The sequence below is a fragment of the Lentzea xerophila genome (assembly GCF_051094245.1).
Lineage (GTDB): Bacteria > Actinomycetota > Actinomycetes > Mycobacteriales > Pseudonocardiaceae > Lentzea > Lentzea xerophila.
On record NZ_CP194934.1, the window covers coordinates 8793342 to 8809057 of the forward strand.

15 protein-coding genes are annotated in these 15716 nt (G+C 70.1%); 8 read left to right on the plus strand and 7 right to left on the minus strand.

What is annotated here, in order from left to right; translation table 11 throughout:
- Window positions 1-754: 754 nt before the first annotated feature.
- The 4 genes from ACRSBM_RS42340 to ACRSBM_RS42355 all read right to left on the minus strand — a co-directional run bounded on the left by ACRSBM_RS42340 (window position 755) and on the right by ACRSBM_RS42355 (window position 5147).
- Window positions 755-3004: a CHAT domain-containing protein gene (locus ACRSBM_RS42340; RefSeq protein WP_434452459.1), complete on the minus strand. Its 2250-nt coding sequence runs from the start codon at window positions 3002-3004 to the stop codon at window positions 755-757.
- The gene (locus tag ACRSBM_RS42345; protein WP_434452461.1) at window positions 3001-3360 is read right to left on the minus strand and encodes a hypothetical protein; all 360 of its coding nucleotides are present in this window, start codon (window positions 3358-3360) and stop codon (window positions 3001-3003) included. The genes ACRSBM_RS42340 and ACRSBM_RS42345 overlap by 4 nt, the downstream gene beginning before the upstream one ends.
- Window positions 3357-3887 carry an RNA polymerase sigma factor gene (locus ACRSBM_RS42350; protein ID WP_434452463.1) on the minus strand — a complete coding sequence of 177 codons (531 nt, stop codon included), beginning with the start codon at window positions 3885-3887 and terminating at the stop codon, window positions 3357-3359. The genes ACRSBM_RS42345 and ACRSBM_RS42350 overlap by 4 nt, the downstream gene beginning before the upstream one ends.
- A gap of 96 nt (window positions 3888-3983) precedes the next feature.
- Window positions 3984-5147, minus strand: a complete 1164-nt coding sequence (locus ACRSBM_RS42355) for a pyridoxal phosphate-dependent aminotransferase (RefSeq protein ID WP_434452465.1) — start codon at window positions 5145-5147, stop codon at window positions 3984-3986.
- 80 nt (window positions 5148-5227) lie between these two features.
- On the opposite strand from ACRSBM_RS42355, the gene ACRSBM_RS42360 reads away from it, so the two are divergent.
- The gene (locus tag ACRSBM_RS42360) at window positions 5228-6424 is read left to right on the plus strand and encodes a DUF445 domain-containing protein (protein ID WP_434453475.1); all 1197 of its coding nucleotides are present in this window, start codon (window positions 5228-5230) and stop codon (window positions 6422-6424) included.
- Here the strand turns inward: ACRSBM_RS42360 and ACRSBM_RS42365 are convergent.
- Complete coding sequence (locus tag ACRSBM_RS42365) at window positions 6397-6882, minus strand: CGNR zinc finger domain-containing protein (protein WP_434452467.1); 486 nt, start codon at window positions 6880-6882, stop codon at window positions 6397-6399. The genes ACRSBM_RS42360 and ACRSBM_RS42365 overlap by 28 nt on opposite strands.
- 86 nt (window positions 6883-6968) lie before the next feature.
- Here ACRSBM_RS42365 and ACRSBM_RS42370 point away from each other — a divergent pair, with 86 nt between their 5' ends.
- The 3 genes from ACRSBM_RS42370 to ACRSBM_RS42380 are packed head-to-tail and all read left to right on the plus strand — an operon-like array spanning window position 6969 to window position 10404.
- Window positions 6969-7493: a PadR family transcriptional regulator gene (locus tag ACRSBM_RS42370; protein ID WP_434452469.1), complete on the plus strand. Its 525-nt coding sequence runs from the start codon at window positions 6969-6971 to the stop codon at window positions 7491-7493.
- Complete coding sequence (locus ACRSBM_RS42375) at window positions 7490-8170, plus strand: ABC transporter ATP-binding protein (protein WP_434452471.1); 681 nt, start codon at window positions 7490-7492, stop codon at window positions 8168-8170. The genes ACRSBM_RS42370 and ACRSBM_RS42375 overlap by 4 nt, the downstream gene beginning before the upstream one ends.
- Window positions 8167-10404: an FtsX-like permease family protein gene (locus ACRSBM_RS42380; protein WP_434452473.1), complete on the plus strand. Its 2238-nt coding sequence runs from the start codon at window positions 8167-8169 to the stop codon at window positions 10402-10404. The genes ACRSBM_RS42375 and ACRSBM_RS42380 overlap by 4 nt, the downstream gene beginning before the upstream one ends.
- Here the strand turns inward: ACRSBM_RS42380 and ACRSBM_RS42385 are convergent.
- A complete protein-coding gene (locus ACRSBM_RS42385) occupies window positions 10340-12358 on the minus strand; it encodes an NACHT domain-containing protein (RefSeq protein WP_434452476.1) in 2019 nt (672 codons plus the stop codon). The genes ACRSBM_RS42380 and ACRSBM_RS42385 overlap by 65 nt on opposite strands.
- A 72-nt stretch (window positions 12359-12430) precedes the next feature.
- Entirely contained in the window at window positions 12431-13498 is a 1068-nt protein-coding gene (locus ACRSBM_RS42390; RefSeq protein ID WP_434452478.1) for a methyltransferase domain-containing protein, read from the minus strand.
- Window positions 13499-13615: 117 nt separating this feature from the next.
- On the opposite strand from ACRSBM_RS42390, the gene ACRSBM_RS42395 reads away from it, so the two are divergent.
- The 4 genes from ACRSBM_RS42395 to ACRSBM_RS42410 all read left to right on the plus strand — a co-directional run bounded on the left by ACRSBM_RS42395 (window position 13616) and on the right by ACRSBM_RS42410 (window position 15713).
- A complete protein-coding gene (locus tag ACRSBM_RS42395) occupies window positions 13616-13993 on the plus strand; it encodes a helix-turn-helix domain-containing protein (RefSeq protein WP_434452481.1) in 378 nt (125 codons plus the stop codon).
- A gap of 5 nt (window positions 13994-13998) precedes the next feature.
- The gene (locus tag ACRSBM_RS42400) at window positions 13999-14664 is read left to right on the plus strand and encodes a hypothetical protein (protein ID WP_434452484.1); all 666 of its coding nucleotides are present in this window, start codon (window positions 13999-14001) and stop codon (window positions 14662-14664) included.
- A gap of 102 nt (window positions 14665-14766) precedes the next feature.
- The gene (locus ACRSBM_RS42405) at window positions 14767-15060 is read left to right on the plus strand and encodes a DUF2516 family protein (RefSeq protein ID WP_434453476.1); all 294 of its coding nucleotides are present in this window, start codon (window positions 14767-14769) and stop codon (window positions 15058-15060) included.
- Window positions 15057-15713 carry an alpha/beta fold hydrolase gene (locus tag ACRSBM_RS42410; protein WP_434452486.1) on the plus strand — a complete coding sequence of 219 codons (657 nt, stop codon included), beginning with the start codon at window positions 15057-15059 and terminating at the stop codon, window positions 15711-15713. The genes ACRSBM_RS42405 and ACRSBM_RS42410 overlap by 4 nt, the downstream gene beginning before the upstream one ends.
- Window positions 15714-15716: the final 3 nt, after the last annotated feature.

Here is a 15716-nt window from a genome sequence, read left to right on the forward strand (position 1 = left end):
GTCGACGTTGAGCTATGTCTAGCACTGGAGAGTGGGTTTGCGGCCCAACTCGGGCTTAAACACCCGGACGGGCGGTCTCATGCGGCTGTCCGTGTTGCCCTGATCAGGCATGAACACCGTCAGTGTCGTCATCGGATCGAGTGACATTGCGCGTCGGTCCCGTGTGGACGGGCTCGCGGCGCGGGATCGTGTCCGATGTGGACGCGCCCAAGCAGGTGAACAGCCTCTCTGAGCTGGTCGGTCATGCCTCCAGGGCGCTCGGCCCGATACACGTGCACGATGAGGGTGGCCCAAACGAGTGTTTGGTCCGTTCGGGGGAACTGGTCGTGCTGCCGGTGGACGCACCCACTGTGCGCAAGCGCTTGCGAGGCATCTACTCGCACGAGGAGATCGCTTCGGGTGCCATCCGCATGTACCTGAAAGCACCCGAACGAGCGCGCGTCGTGGACATCGCCTCGGACGTCGGAGCCACTCCGAACCACATTCACATCTCGTGTCCGATCATGATCGGAACCTCCCGGCCGGTGGTGGGGGAACGCTTCCCCGACCTGTTGGGAGAGGGCACCGTCGCGTTGCTCGACACCCCTCTCGATGCGCCGCACGGCTCGTTGGTGGCCGGAGTCCTGCACCGCCACGGCGCCTCGGTGCGTCCGTTCCCCGTGCTGACACCGTCCGGTTTCGGCGACGACCTGACTCTCGCCGCGGCCCTGAGGGCGACCCGTGACCTGCCGGTCGTGCTGGTCGCGTCCGGTACCTACTCGTTCGACGACGCGTGTCCGCCGGTTCTTGCGCAATGTGGCCGCAACGTCGTGGCCGCGGCGGGCAACGGCGGGTCGTCGCGTCCCTGGTGGCCCGCCGCCCTGCCCGCGGTGACGGCGGTGGGCGCCTCGGAGGCATTCTCGGGACACGGTTCGTGGGTGGACGTGGTCGCTTCGGGCGTCGACGTGCCGGCCACGGTGGGTTCGTCGCAGCTGCTGTGCACCGGCACCTCGTTCGCGGCCGCCCTGCACGCGGCGACCCTGGTCCCGGTGCCGTAACAGCTGAACCCGAGGTGCGCGACGGCCCTCGCCGCTTCGGCCGGGTGCCCGATGCGGTGGTGGACCTCGGCCATCGTCTCGCTGATCCGCGCGTCCGGGACCGGGAGGACGCCGGCGATCACGGCGCGGGTGCCGGCGTCGAGGAACGCGCGGGCGAGGCCCGACTCGCAGGCCGACAGCACGACGATCTCCGGCGGGTTCTCGATGCGCGCGATGTCGTAGCCGTAGAGCGGGCCGTCCTCCAGTTCCAGGTAGGAGAACAACGGGTTGTCCGGGTTGACGTGACCGTGCGCTGCGATGTGCGCGATTCCCGCTCCCTCCAGCCCTTTTACGGTTGCCTCCACAGTGGACTTGAGTACTTCGCCGCCGTGTTTTCGTTGCAGTGCGGTGGTTTCGTCGCTTCTCAGGCGCGGTCCGGTCACCCAGACACGACGTCCGCCGTGGCTGAACGGACGCCAGTGCCGCAGTGACGGGACGACGTGGACGCGACGGCCGAGCGCCGCCCACGGCATGTCGTGGAGTACGCCGTCCGGGACGACGATGATCTCGTCCGCTTCCGGCAGGAGGTCCGTGGTGACCGCGCGGCCCGCACGCAGCGCAAGCCTCGCTGTGCGGACGAGCTCGGCGGGTTCGGGAATCGTGCGCAGGCTGGCGCGTCCGTCGATCAGTGTGACCGCTTTTGTCTGTCCTTCGTGGACGATGAAGCTGACCAGTGGAAGCTGTGGATCCCTTGTCGTGTGGTCTTTTGCTTGTGCCGCTGAGGCGAGGGTGAGTCTGCGGACGTCCCGCTCCAGTGCCTCCAGTGGCAGCCCGAACGCCCTCGCTCGTCTCAGTTCCGTGAGCGCCCGCGCGAGCTCGGGTTCGTTGGGAGGCAAGGTGACCGAAGCGCGATGCCGTTCGGACCAGTGCAGCACCTCGCGCGGCGTGCGGGCGAGTCCCAGCGCGTGCCCGGTCAGTTCCCGCCGAGGCCAGTCGCCCAGGTGCTCGTCCAGCAACCTCAACCCCGCCCGGCACGCGGCCAGCGCACCTCGGCGATCCGACCTCCTGGCCTGCGCGAGCCACCCGAGCGCCCGCGTCTGCACCGGCCCGCGGAACCGGTGCGCCGCAACGGCATCCAGCTTCCCCGCCGCCAGCATGAACTCGACGTCCGACCCGCCGAGCTTGCGTGCTGGCGCCGGATCGCCGTCGCGCAACGCACACCGCGCACTCAGAACCGCCAGCTCGGGCACGTGCCGCCGGCACCGGCGCAGCAGCTCCATCGCGGGTGCGAGCACCCGCCGCGCCTCCGTCGTGAGCCCGGCCGCGAGCAGCGCCTCAGCCCTGTCGACCAGTGCCTCGGGCTTGCTCGCCGAGTCGAGTCCCGCCTTCGCGGCCTCCTCGTACCGGCGCAGGGCGAGCGGCAGATCACCGGCGAGCATCGCGACGAAACCCCTGTTGTGCAGGCACATCGCCGCACGCCCCGGCTCTCCCACGGCCTGTAGCAACGTCTGCGCCGCGGCGAAGTCGGCCTCGGCCCTGGTCAGCTGGGTGGCGTTGCAGCGGGCGATCCCGCGCCCGATCAACGCGTTGGCCAGCCAGCGCTCGTCACCGCATCTGCGCAACTCCCTGATGACCGCCGTCAGCTCGGCGATGGCGAGCCGTGGCTCGGCCGACTGGCACAGGTGCAGCCCGCGCAGGCACCTGGCCCTCGCCAGCTCCCGGCCTCGCAGGTGCGGCGTGGCGAGGTCGAGATGCCGGAGGCTCTGGCTGTGCCGGCCTCTGTCCAGGTCGATCCACGCGAGCGTGAGGTGGAACCTCGCCTCACCCGTGAGCCGCAGTCCGCGCCGCGCGAACCGTGCCGCGACGTCGAGGTGCCCCAGTTCGACGTGGGCGACGCCGAGGTCGTGCAGTGCGTCGGCCCGCTCGGCCTTCGTGCCGCGAACCTCGGTGTTCGCGATCGTCGCCCGTGGGTCGGCGCTGGCGCTCATGCGACGAACCACCCCGTCGTCAGGCCCAGCTCGGGCACCGTCACGCACACCGGTCCCGGCTCGACGTCGGCGCGGAACCAGCCCTCGGGATCCGGCCGCAGCGCCCGGACCGACGACGGCGAACGGACCTCGACCGTCACGCCGCTGTCGTCCAGCACGCCGGTGAGATGACCGGAGTCGAGCTGCAGGTGCAACCGGCCCGTGCCGACGTGGAACACGAGCTGGCGGGAAGGCCCGCGGACCGGTTCGTCCACAGCCTCCATCGGGTCGAGACCGGTCGGCCGCGGGGTGAGAGCGGGTGGCGGGACGTCCGAGCTGAGCAGGTCGGCGATCTCGTCGAGCAGCGAGTCCCTCATCGCAGGCCCTCCAGCTTCCGCCGCAGCTCAGCCAGGCACCTGCTGCGCGTGGAACCAACGCTCCCCAGCTTTATCCCCAGGGCGTCGGCAACCTGTGCATAACTCAGCTCGGGGCTGTGGGCGGCGATCTTCAGCAGCCGTTGGCACCGTTCGCTCAAGGTCATGAGCGCGGACCACAGCCGGCGCTGCCGATCATTGGTGATGACGACCTCGTCGGGCGCCGGCAGCGGTGACTCCGGCTCCCACAGGTCGTACGACACCTCACGTCCACGGGTGCGCAGCACGGTGATCGACTGCCGGGTCGCGGTACGGACCAGCCACGACGCCAGGTGCTCTGGCTCACGCAGCCTGGTCAGGTGTTCGGCCAGGCAGAGCCAGGTGCACTGGTAGACGTCGGCGGCGTCGGCGTGGCTCAGGCGGAACGATCTGGGCACCGACCAGACCAGCCGGGAGTAGCGTTCGACGAGCGCGTCCCAGCCGCACGAGCCGGTGCGCCAGCCGACGAGAACCTCAGTGTTCGAGTCCATGCCATTTGGAGTCGAACACGGCCGCCGAGGCTCCCGGTCTCACCCGAAAGTGGGTTGTCCACAGTTGTGGAGAAACTCATCCACACCTGTGGACAACTAAAGCTTGTGGAGGCGCTCCACGGCTTCGTCGATCACGGCGTCCTGCTTGCAGAACGCGAACCGGATCAGGTGCTTCCACTGGTCCGGCGTGTCCGTGAACACCTGGACCGGCACGGCGGTGACCCCGATCCGGGCCGGCAGGTCACGGCACAGCGCCAGGCCGTCCGAGTACCCGAGAGGGCGGACGTCGGCGCAGATGAAGTACGTGCCCTCCGACGAACGCACCTCGAACCCCGCCGCGCGCAGTCCTTCGGCCAGGCGGGCCCGCTTCGAGGCCAGCGAGTCACGCAGGTCCGTCACCCAGTCCAGTTCGGCGGTGAGGGCGTGGGCGACGGCGGGCTGGAACGGGGCCCCGCCCACGAAGGTCATGAACTGCTTGGCCGCACGGACCGCGCCGACCAGCGGGGCCGGCCCGCACACCCAGCCGATCTTCCAGCCGGTGCAGTTGAACGTCTTGCCGGCACCGGAGATCGACAACGTCCGCGACGCCATCCCCGGCAGCGAGGCCAGCGGGATGTGCACGAGACCGTCGAACACCAGGTGCTCGTAGACCTCGTCGGTGATCGCCAGCAGGTCGTGCTCGACGCACAACGCGGCGATCGCTTGGAGCTCCTCCAAGCGGAAGACGGTGCCGGTCGGGTTGTGCGGCGAGTTCACCAGGATGGCCCGCGTCCGCGGCGTCACGGCCGCGCGCAGGGCGTCGACGTCCAAAGCCAACCGGCCCGAGGCGTCCTCGCGCAGTCCGACGGTCACCCGCGTCGCGCCGGACATGGCCACGGAAGCGGCGTACGAGTCGTAGTACGGCTCGATGAGGATCACCTCGTCGCCCGTCTCGACCAGGGCCAGCAACGACGCGGCGATCGCCTCGGTGGCGCCGACGGTCACCAGGACCTCGGTGTCCGGGTCGTACGACATCCCGTACCGCGAGCGGTGCGCGGCGATGGCACGGCGCAGCACCGGCATGCCGGGGCCGGGTGGGTACTGGTTCATCCCCGACGCGATCGCGGACTGGGCGGCCTGGAGCATCGACGACGGACCGTCGGTGTCGGGGAAGCCCTGACCGAGGTTGACGGCGTCGTGCTGCACGGCCAGCGCCGTCATCTCCGCGAAGATGGTCGACGTGAACGGCTGCAACCGGGGAACTAGCGCTGGTACCCGCACAACGCAGGATCATCACGGACAATGAGTGTGTGGAGCAACTGACCGCCGCTGACCAGCAGAAGCGCAAGGACCTGCGCAAGATGAAGCTCGTCGCGACGAGCTTCCTCGTGGGCGCGACGGTCATCTTCTTCGGCACCCACGCGTTCGAGGGTGCCTGGGTGGGCTACGTGCGAGCCGCCGCCGAGGCCGGGATGGTCGGCGCGCTCGCCGACTGGTTCGCCGTGACGGCGCTGTTCCGGCGCCCCCTCGGCCTGCCCATCCCGCACACCGCGATCATCCCCGAGCGCAAGAACATGTTCGGCCAGACGCTCGGCGACTTCGTGGGCGTGAACTTCCTCAGTCCCGCGGTCGTGCAGGACAAGCTCCGCAGGGCCGGCATCGCGGAACGGGCCGGCGCGTGGATCAAGCAGCCCGCGAACGCCGAACGGATCACCAACGAGCTCGCGAACGTCCTCAAGGGCGCGATCACGGTCCTCAAGGACGAAGAGGTCCAGGCGGTCGTGGAGCACGCCATCGTCAAACGGGTCACCGAGAAGCCCTGGGGCCCGCCGCTGGGCAAGCTGCTCAACCAGGTCCTCACCGACGGCGCGCACCACAAGCTGGTCGACCTGATGTGCGACCGCGCGTACGAGTGGGTGCGGGACAACTACGACAAGGTCAGCCTCATCGTCTCGGACCGTGCGCCCACCTGGTCGCCCAAGTTCGTCGACGCCATGCTCGGCGACAAGGTGTACACCGAGCTGGTCAACTTCGCCTGGGCGGTCAAGACCGACGTCAACCACCCGATGCGTCTCGCGGTGGACCAGTTCCTGCTCGAGTTCTCCTCGGACATGCAGACCGACCCGTCCACGATGCAGCGCGCGGAGCAGGTCAAGCAGCAGGTCATCAACCACCCGGACGTGCAGAAGCTGATCAGCAGCGCGTGGGGCACGGCCAAGAAGATGCTCCTCGACGCCGCCGAGGACCCGTCCAGCGAGCTGCGCAGGCGCGTCACCCAGGGGTTGATCACGCTCGGCACCAACCTGACCGACGACCTGGAGCTGCGTGCCAAGGTCGACGGCTGGCTGGAGCAGGCCGCCGGGTACGTGGTCGGCAACTACCGCGCGGAGATCACCACGCTGATCACGGACACGGTCGAGCGCTGGGACGCGGAGGAGACCTCGCGCAAGATCGAGCTGCAGGTCGGCAGGGACCTGCAGTTCATCCGGATCAACGGCACGGTGGTCGGCGCGCTCGCCGGCCTGGTGATCTACACCGCGGCGAACGTGCTGTTCTGAGCGCGGGACCGTTTGCGGAACGTGCGCGCCTTCTCGCGGTTCCCGCACACCTGCATCGAGCACCAGGTGCGCGAGCGGTTGCGGGATCTGTCGAAGAACGCCCGCCGGCAGTCGTCGGCGGGGCAGATCTTGAAGCGTTCCCACGACCCCAGCACCGCGAGGCGGGCGGACGCGGCCAGCACCGCGCCGAGCGCGTCCGAGCTCGACAGCACCGGGACGCCGTCGGTCAGCTCGATGTGGACGACGCCCGCTGCCGTCTGGGGTCCTGACGACCCCTCGATGGACGACCGCAGCGCCGCACGAGCCGCGCGCGCCTGCGCGATTTCACTGCTCCGCCCAAGGCCGCGCTCGGTCACCCATGCGCGCCAGGAGGCTTCACTGTCCAGTACGTGTCGAGTGTTCAGGAAGTCGAGCAGCAGCTCGACGTCGTGATCCCAGCCGACAGTCAGACCAGTCACCCCACCACTGTAGGCGCCACGGCGGTTGCCCGTCAGGGCATCTGAGGAATACAACCGGTGTATACCTAGTGTGTATAGTGCTCCGCATGTCGATCGGACACACACTGTTGGGCCTGCTAGAGGGCGGTCCAAGCCACGGCTACGACCTCAAGCGCGCCTACGACGAGCGCTTTGGTCAGGACCGGCCGTTGCACTACGGGCAGGTGTACTCGACCCTGTCGCGACTCCTGAAGAACGGGTACGTGACCGAGGCCGGGGTGGAGTCGGGCGACGGCCCGGACCGCAGGCGCTACGCGATCACGGACGCCGGGGTCACTGATGTAGAACGCTGGCTCGGCACTCCGGAGAAGCCGGAGCTGTACCTGCAGAACACCCTGTACTCGAAGGTCGTGCTGGCCCTGCTCTCCGGCCGCAGCGCCATCGAGGTGCTCGACACGCAACGGTCGGCGCACCTCGCGAAGATGCGGGAGCTCACCAGGCGCAAGGCGGACGGCGACCTCGCCGACCAGCTCATCTGCGACTTCGCCCTGTTCCACCTGGAAGCCGACCTGCGGTGGCTCGAACTGACCGCGGCTCGCCTGGACTCCCTCGCCGAGGAGGTGACCCGATGACGAACACCCTGCTCACCGCCGAGGAGCTGCACAAGTCGTTCGGGAAGACGAACGCGCTGGACGGTGCCGGGATCGCGATCCGGGAGGGCGAGGTCGTCGCGATCATGGGCCCGTCCGGGTCCGGCAAGTCCACCCTGCTGCACTGCCTCGCGGGCATCCTGCCGCCGGACTCCGGCACGGTCACCTACCGCGGCCGCGAGCTGACCACGATGAACGACGGCGCGCGCAGCGAGTTGCGGCGCACCGAGTTCGGGTTCGTCTTCCAGTTCGGCCAGCTCGTGCCGGAGCTGACCTGCCTGGAGAACGTCGCGCTGCCGCTCCGGTTGAGCGGCATGAAGCGCAGGAACGCCGAACGGGCCGCGAAGGACTGGATGGCCCGGCTGGAGGTCGACACCGTCGCCGACCAGCGGCCCGGCGAGACCTCCGGTGGTCAGGGGCAACGGGTCGCGGTGGCTCGCGCGCTGGTCACGGCGCCGAAGGTGATCTTCGCGGACGAACCGACCGGCGCGCTCGACTCGCTGAACGGCGAGCGGGTGATGCACCTGCTCACGACCGCGGCGCGGGAGACCGGTGCGGCGGTCGTGCTGGTCACGCACGAGGCGCGCGTCGCCGCCTACTCCGACCGTGAGGTCGTGGTGCGCGACGGCCGTTCGCGGGACGTGGAGTTCGCCAGGTGAACCGCGTGCTGAGCGACCTCGCCCTGGGTGTCCGGCTGGCCGTCGGGGGCAGCCGGAACTCCTGGGTGAGGCTCCTGCTCCAAGGCATCGGCATCGGCATGTGCGTCGCGGTACTGCTGCTCGCCGCGTCGATCCCGAACGCGCTCGGGAACCGGGACCAGCGCGCGGACACCCGCAACGTCGTGTCGAAGGGCACCGGGCCCGCGCCGCTGCTGCTGGAGGACGCGTCGGTGGCGTTCCGCTCGGACTACGTCCGGGGCGTCTACGTGCGCGCACTCACGGCCGACGCGCCGAAGCCCGCCGGTGTCGACCGGCTGCCGGGCGACGGCGAGATCGTCGTGTCGCCGCGGCTCGCGGAACTGCTCGCGAGCAAGGAAGGCGAACTGCTGCGGCCGCGCTTCCCGCAGAAGATCATCGGCACGTTCGCCCCGGCGGGCCTGGACGGCCCGCAGGACCTGAGGTTCCTCGCGGGCGACGCGAAGATCGAGCCGCACGAGGGCAACGGGGTCTACGCGTTCGGGCGGGCGGGCTACGGCGGCGGGATGCCGACGATCCTGGTGATGCTCAGCATCGTCGGCACGGTCGTGCTGGTGTTCCCGGTACTGGTGTTCGTCGGCGTCGCGACCAGGCTCGCCGCGGCGCAGCGCGACCGCAGGCTGGCGGCGTTGCGGCTGGTCGGGGCCGGTGCGATGCGGGTGCGGCTGATCGCGTCCGGTGAGGCGCTGGCCGGCGCGCTGGCAGGCCTCGTGATCGGGTTCGGGCTGCTGTTCGCGATGAGGCCGCTCGCCGCCGACATCCCCATCCCCGAGATGGCGGTGTTCCCCGGCGACCTCACGCCGACGCTGCCGTTGACGCTCGCCGTCGTCATCGCGGTGCCGGTGCTGGCGGTGCTGACCTCGGTGTTCGCCATGCGCCGGACGATCATCGAACCGCTCGGCGTGGTGCGCGAGCAGAAGCCGGTGCGGCGCCGGCTGTGGTGGCGGGTCGTGCCCGCGCTGGCCGGTGCGGCGCTGCTGGCGAGCCAGTTCGGCGAGCTCGACGAGAAGTCGAAGCCCGCCCAGTTGCCGATCGTGCTCGGTGTCGTGCTGCTGATGTTCGCGATCCCGGTGCTGCTGCCGTGGCTGGTCGAACGGGTCGTCTACCGGGTGCGCGGTGCCACGCCCGCGCTGCAACTGGCCGCGCGCCGGTTGCAGCTCGACGCGGGCACGGCGGCGCGGGTCGTCGGCGGCGTCGCGGTGGTGCTCGCCGGCGTCGTGACGTTGCAGATGATCCTCGCGGGCGTCGAGCGTGAGGTGACGGCCGAGGAGAAGGCGGAGGCGAGCCACAACTACCTCAGCGTCTCCGTGAACGAGACCGTCGACCTCACCGGACTGCCGGCCCTGCTGGCCAGGACCGAGGGTGTCGTCGCGGTGCACAACCTGACCAGCACGTACGGGGCGTTGCCCGACGACGACTACGTCAGCATCACCGTCGGAACGTGCACCGCGCTCAGGTCGATGGCGACCATCGCCAACTGCGTGGACGGCAAGGCGTACGTCGTGCCGATCGGCTCCGGCCAGACCGACGCCAAGGCAGGCGACTCGATCGTCGTCGAGAAGACCGAGGGCACGTGGACGGTTCCCGCGCTGGAGCAGGCGACCGGGAACCGCCCAGGCCTCTACCTCACGCCCGCCGCGGCCGGGGGACTCAGTCTCGCCAAGGGTTCCGTCGAGTTCCAGGCCGAGCTGAACACGGCGCTTCCGGACGTCGCGGAGCACGTGCGCAACGCCATCGCGCCCTACTCGTGGCGGGTGTACGCCTACTACATCGGCCAGGACGACACCGATCAGGTCGAGCAGGTGTTCGGCGGGATCCGCAGGGCGCTGTACGGCGCGGCGCTGATCACGTTGCTGCTCGCCGGAGCGTCACTGCTGGTCGTGGGGCTGGAGCAGGTGCGGGAACGGCGTCGGCCGCTCGCCGTGATGGCCGCCGGCGGAGTGCCGCGCGGAACGCTCGCCCGGTCGCTGCTGTGGCAGAACGGGATTCCGCTGGTGATCTCCACGGTCGTGTCGGTGGCGACCGGCATCCTGCTCGGCGTCCTCGTCACGCGGGTGTTCGGCACCGAGGTGGCCTTCGACTGGACGGGCATCGGCATCGTCACCGCCATCTCGGTCGGGCTGGTCGTGCTGGTCACTGCTCTGACGTTGCCTTCGCTGAGAAGGGCGACCGGAGCACTTGGCCTGCGGACCGAGTAGTCACCTCGTGCTCTGCCAGGCGGTCCTGCACCAGTCCGTGCCGGAACTGGTAGCAGGCTCCCGCCCGGCAGAGCACGCCGAGCTTGCGGGAGTCCTCCAGGAAGACCATCAGCTCCCACGGCAGCTTTCCGCGCAGCGCCAGCCAGATCCGTGCGACGGTGAACCACCACCAGCGCAGGTGCAGCACGGCGAGGGCGAACCCGAGCATCAGCCCGGACGCGAGGCCCAGCCCGACCATGCCGGTCTGGCCGGGACCGAACACCAGTGCCGCCGCCGAACCGAAGACCACGGCCAGCACGAGGGATCCGGTCCACACGGCGATCCGGTCGCGCGCCATCGTCCACTGAGGACTGGAGGCTTGCGAGAGCTCGGTCGCGCTCGACAACGCGAACCGCAGCGCGATCGCCACGGCCAGGCCGAGGCCGACCACCAGGCCCGCCGAAAGTCCGTACAGCGCACCGAAGACGAGCCCGGCGGCCAGTCCCAGCACGCCGGGTACCAGCAGCAGGCTGCGCCAGATTCCCAGCCGCGGCTTGGTGGTGCGCTCCTGCGCCGCGGTCAGTGCCGCCGCGCCGACGCCGATCCCCGCGACCAGGCCGGTGATCGGGGCGAGCGAGGGCGTGATTGAGTATGCCATCAGCCAGCCGACGCCGAACCCGCCGATCGCGCCCAGCACCAGCGCGCCGAGCACCGCGAGCCAGGTGCTGCCGACCGACCGGCGCAGCTCCCACCAGGCCAGTTCGCGGATGTCCCGGTCGCGCATCTCGTGGGCGAGGAACTCGAGCCACCGGCGGGCGCGGTCGCGTGGCCAGACCTGTGAGGCCTTCGCGTGGTGCGCGAACGCCCTGTTCCCGAACGCCCGCGACACCAGTTCGTCGCAGAGGTGGTCGGAGATCGCCCGCGCGTCCGGGAACCGGCCGCGGTCGAGCAGTTCGGTCGGCTCGGCCTCGCTGTCGGCGTAGACCATGCTGGCCAGCCACATCGTGAGCGGTGTCGACAGTGCGTCCGCGAGCCTGCCGTCCGGTTCCTCGCGCAGCTGGATGAACACCGGCTCCCAGCGGGCGGCGCCCCAGCTGTCCGCGCTCGCCCGCAGGTAGGCGCAGACCTCGTCCAGGTCGAGCGGGGCCAGTTCGACGACGTCGGCGCCGGGCAGCGGTCCGGCCAGGTGCACGGCCTGCGCGAACTCGGCGGTGCGGCAGGTCAGCACCAGCGGGCGGTTCGCCCCGAACGCCTTCGCGATCCGCGTGAGCGCGTCCGCGCGCTGGTGGGCGGGGATGTCGTCCAGTCCGTCGAGCACGGGCAGGACCAGGTGCTGCTCGACCAGCAGATCGCCGGCGTAGCTGCCGTACAGCTCGGTGTTGCGCAACGCAGGGTGGTCCTCGTACAGCCTGCGGGTGATCCACGTGCGGATGTCCTCGACCGCCGGGTTCCACGTCGACAGCGGCAGCAGCACGGGCACCATGCCGCCGTCGTAGCGCTCCAGCAGGCCGCACGTCAGCAGCATCGACACCGTCGTCTTGCCGGTGCCGGCCTCGCCGATGACCACCATCCGGCGGTTGATCTGCCGTTCGAACGCGCCCACCACCGCGTCGCTGCGTCCGGGCGGCGCGGCCGGCTCGTCGCTCACGTCCAGCTCAGGCGCGATCCAGTGCAGGTCGAGCACGTCGGGGTCGGTGAGGCCGCGCGAGCGCACCTCCTCGTTCCACTGCGCCCGCAGGCCGGTGGCGAGCGCCCGGCACGCGGCGTCGAGGTGCTCGTCGGTGCTCAGCTCGGCGTTGTGCCTGCGCCTGACCCAGGGGTCGAGTAATGCCAGAAAACCCAGGAACGCCAGTGCGAGCACGATCAACCACAGGTGCGGGTTGATGCCGTGGTCGGTCACGAACAGACCGGCCGCGGTGAGCAACGCGGCCAGCACGCAGCCGGTCAGCAACGCCTGCTGGCGGAATCTGGACATGCGTCGAATCATGACGCACCGCATCCGTGTGAGGTCGATTCAGTGACCCGTGTCGTGACGTTTGGTTGTTGATCACAGTGGCCACCTGAGGTCGCCCAGGGTCAGGAACTGGCCGTCGGCGCCGACGGTGATCCCGAAGTCCTGGCGGCGGGGTTCGCCCAGGTCGCGCCAGTCGACGACGGCCTCTTCCGCGGTGTCCCACAGGCGCCGCGGACCGCCCTGGTCGACGTGCGAGCCGTGGTGGTGCACCCAGGAACCGTCCGGGTGCGCCAGCCAGTCCCGTCCCGCCGCCACACCCGGCAGCGCGATGCCCGCGAAGAACTCGAACGGGCTCGCCGGATCGATGACGGTGTTCAGCGGCAACGTGGTGGTGCGGCGGTCGAACGATCCCGCTCCCGCCGGTGCGGGACGGCGGGCGTGGGCGCGCAACGGCATGAAGCGCCCGTCTTCGGTGAGCACGCGGCCCTCCCCGGTGCCGTCGCCGTTCGACACGACGAGGACGAGCCCGGCGCCGATCGGGCGGTGCAACGTCGTGACCACCAGGCCGCCGGGCCGCACCTGCTCCAGCCAGGCGGGCGGGATGGTCGCGACCGAGCAGGTGGCCAGCAAGCGGTCGTACGGCGCGCGGCCCGGATGGCCCAACGCGCCGTCGCCCGCCACGCAGGTCGGGAAGAAACCGTTGCTGTGCAGGCGTTCCCGTGCTCGACGGGAGAGGTTCGGGTCGACGTCGATCGTGGTCACGTTCTCCGAACCCATTGCGTGGCAGAGCAAGGCCGCGTTGTAGCCGGTGCCGGTACCCACCTCGAGCACCGTCTGTCCGGTGTGGACGTCCAGTGCCTCCAGCATGATCGCCATGATCGTGGGCATGCTCGACGAACAGGTCGGTGTGCCGCCGGTCACCGTGTCGTCGCCGTCGAACTGGGTAACCCAGACGCGGTCGGCGTAGACGAGCACGAGCCAGTCCGGGTGCTCGGCGGTGAGCGGTTCCCACTCGCCGCCGGCCCGCTGGCGGTAGAAGCGCGGCAGGAACTCGTGCCGCGGCACCGCCCGGAAAGCCTTGAGCCACTTGGAATCGTGCAGCACGCCGTCGCCGAGCAGGTGGTCCGTCAGCTCGGCTCGCAGGGCCTCGGCGTCGTCCATGGCACCTCCACGGTATCGCTGTGGCGGAGCACACGCAGCAGTTGCTAGCAGGGTGCTTGCAACTGCTAGCACTCGTCGCTAACGTGGTCGGTGGCACGAGGAACGGGAGCGGGAACAGTGGACAAGTCCATCGACAAGGCAGTCGCGGACCTCGGCCGCAACATCGGTGAGTACATCCGCGAGCAGCGCAACACCGCCAAGATCTCCTTGCGGGAGTTGGCGAAGCAGGCGGGTGTCTCCAACCCCTACCTCAGTCAGATCGAGCGGGGACTGCGCAAGCCCAGCGCGGAGATCCTCCAGCAGATCGCCAAGGGGCTGCGCATCTCGGCCGAGGTGCTCTACGTCGAGGCCGGGATCCTCCAGCAGCGCGAAGGCGGTGCGCTGGCGGACGCCATCGTCGCCGCGACCGATCTGACCGAGCGGCAGAAGCAGGTGCTGCTCGACGTTTACGAATCTTTCAGGCGGGAGAACTCCGCCAACAACCAGGAGGACTGATCCCCATGCCGAAGCTCACCCAGGACGACGTCCGCAAGGCCGCCGAGCAGGGCGCCCACGCCGCACGCCAGGCGCTGCTCGCCGCACTCGGTGCCGGTGACCTCGCCGCCAAGGCCGTCGTCGAAGCGCTGAACAAGGCCAAGGAGCGCGCCGAAGAGGCCCGCACCCAGGCCAAGGACCTCCCGACCGAGCTGGGCGACCTGCGCGACAAGCTGCAGCCGGCCGAGCTCAAGAAGCTGGTCGACGCCTACACCACCTCCGCGGTGAACCTGTACAGCTACCTCGCCGATCAGGGCGAGCAGACGCTGGAGCAGATCAAGGCCCAGCCGCAGGTCAAGCAGGCCGTCGAGCAGGTCGAGCAGGCCGTCGAGGCCGCCCAGAAGCGCGCCGGCACCGCTGCCGCCGACGCCCGCGTGATCGCGGACGACGTCCTCGGCAAGGTGACCCGCCGCACCCGTTCGGTCGGCGAGAAGGTCGCCCACGAGGTCGAGGGCGCCGCTGAGAAGCTCGCCGAGGAGATCGTCGAGGTCGGTGGCGAGGCCGCGCACGAGGTGCGCAGCACCACCCGCAAGACCGCCGCCCGCACGGCCCCGCGCAAGCCGGCGACGACGACCCGCAGCACCACCACCGGTGCCGCCGCGAAGAAGACCACGCCGAACACCGCCAAGTGACGCGCTGAAGTCCACCGGGAGGGGAGCAGTCCGAGAGGGCTGCTCCCCTCCCGTCGTACGTCCACGTAGTCTGAGTGCGTGTTCCAAATCCCGATCTTCAGCATCTGGTACCTCGACACCGTCGTGTACTTCGTGTTCGACCTCGGGTTCAGCATCCTGGGGCTGTTCGCGTTCTTCCATGCGCTGACCCAGCGCGTCGACGCGTACAACGCGATCGAACGCATGACCAAGCCCGCCTGGCTGGGTATCACCGGCGGTGGCGCGGCGGCGTTGCTGCTGTTCGGCCCCGGCGGAGTCGGGTCGATCTTCTGGCTGGCCGGCCTCATCGCGGTGCTCGTGTACATGGTGGACGTGCGGCCGAAGCTCATCGAGATCCAGCGCGGCCCCCGCTGGTGATCACCCGCTCGTACGGCTCCGGCTCACCGGTGACGCTGGTCGCCCACGGGCTCGGCGCCACGCCCGGCGAGGCGCGGATCCCCGCCTCCGGGCTGCCCGGCACCCGTGTCGTCGTGACGCTGCCGTCGCACGGGGACGCTCCGGACGCACCCGCCGGGTACTGGGACTACGGCCGGATCGCGGCCGACCTGGCAACCGTTCCCGCCGACCACGCCGTCGGCGTCTCGCTCGGCGCCGGTGCGCTGGTGCGGCTGCTGTCCGCGGAACCCGATCGGTTCCGGCGCGTGGCGCTGCTGCTGCCCGCGGTGCTGGACCAGCCGCGGCATTCCTTCACGTTGCGGCAGCTCGCGGACCTGACCACCGGGCCGCCCGGCTACGTCGCAGAGCGGCGGCAGGCGTTGCAGAGGCTGACCGCCGCCGCCGACCAGCTGCCCGGCCAGGTCGCCGTCGCCGACGCCTCGTCGTTGGCGGCCGTGACGGCTCCGGTGCTGGTCATCGGGGCGGTCGGCGACCCGCTGCACCCCGAGGACGTGGCGAAGGCGACAGCCGCGGCGTTCCCGAACGGTGACTTGTGGCTGGTCGACTCGGCCGCGCCGATGATCACCCACCGTGCCGAGGTCCGGCATCGATTGGTCGAGTTCTTCGCCGGGTAGCCG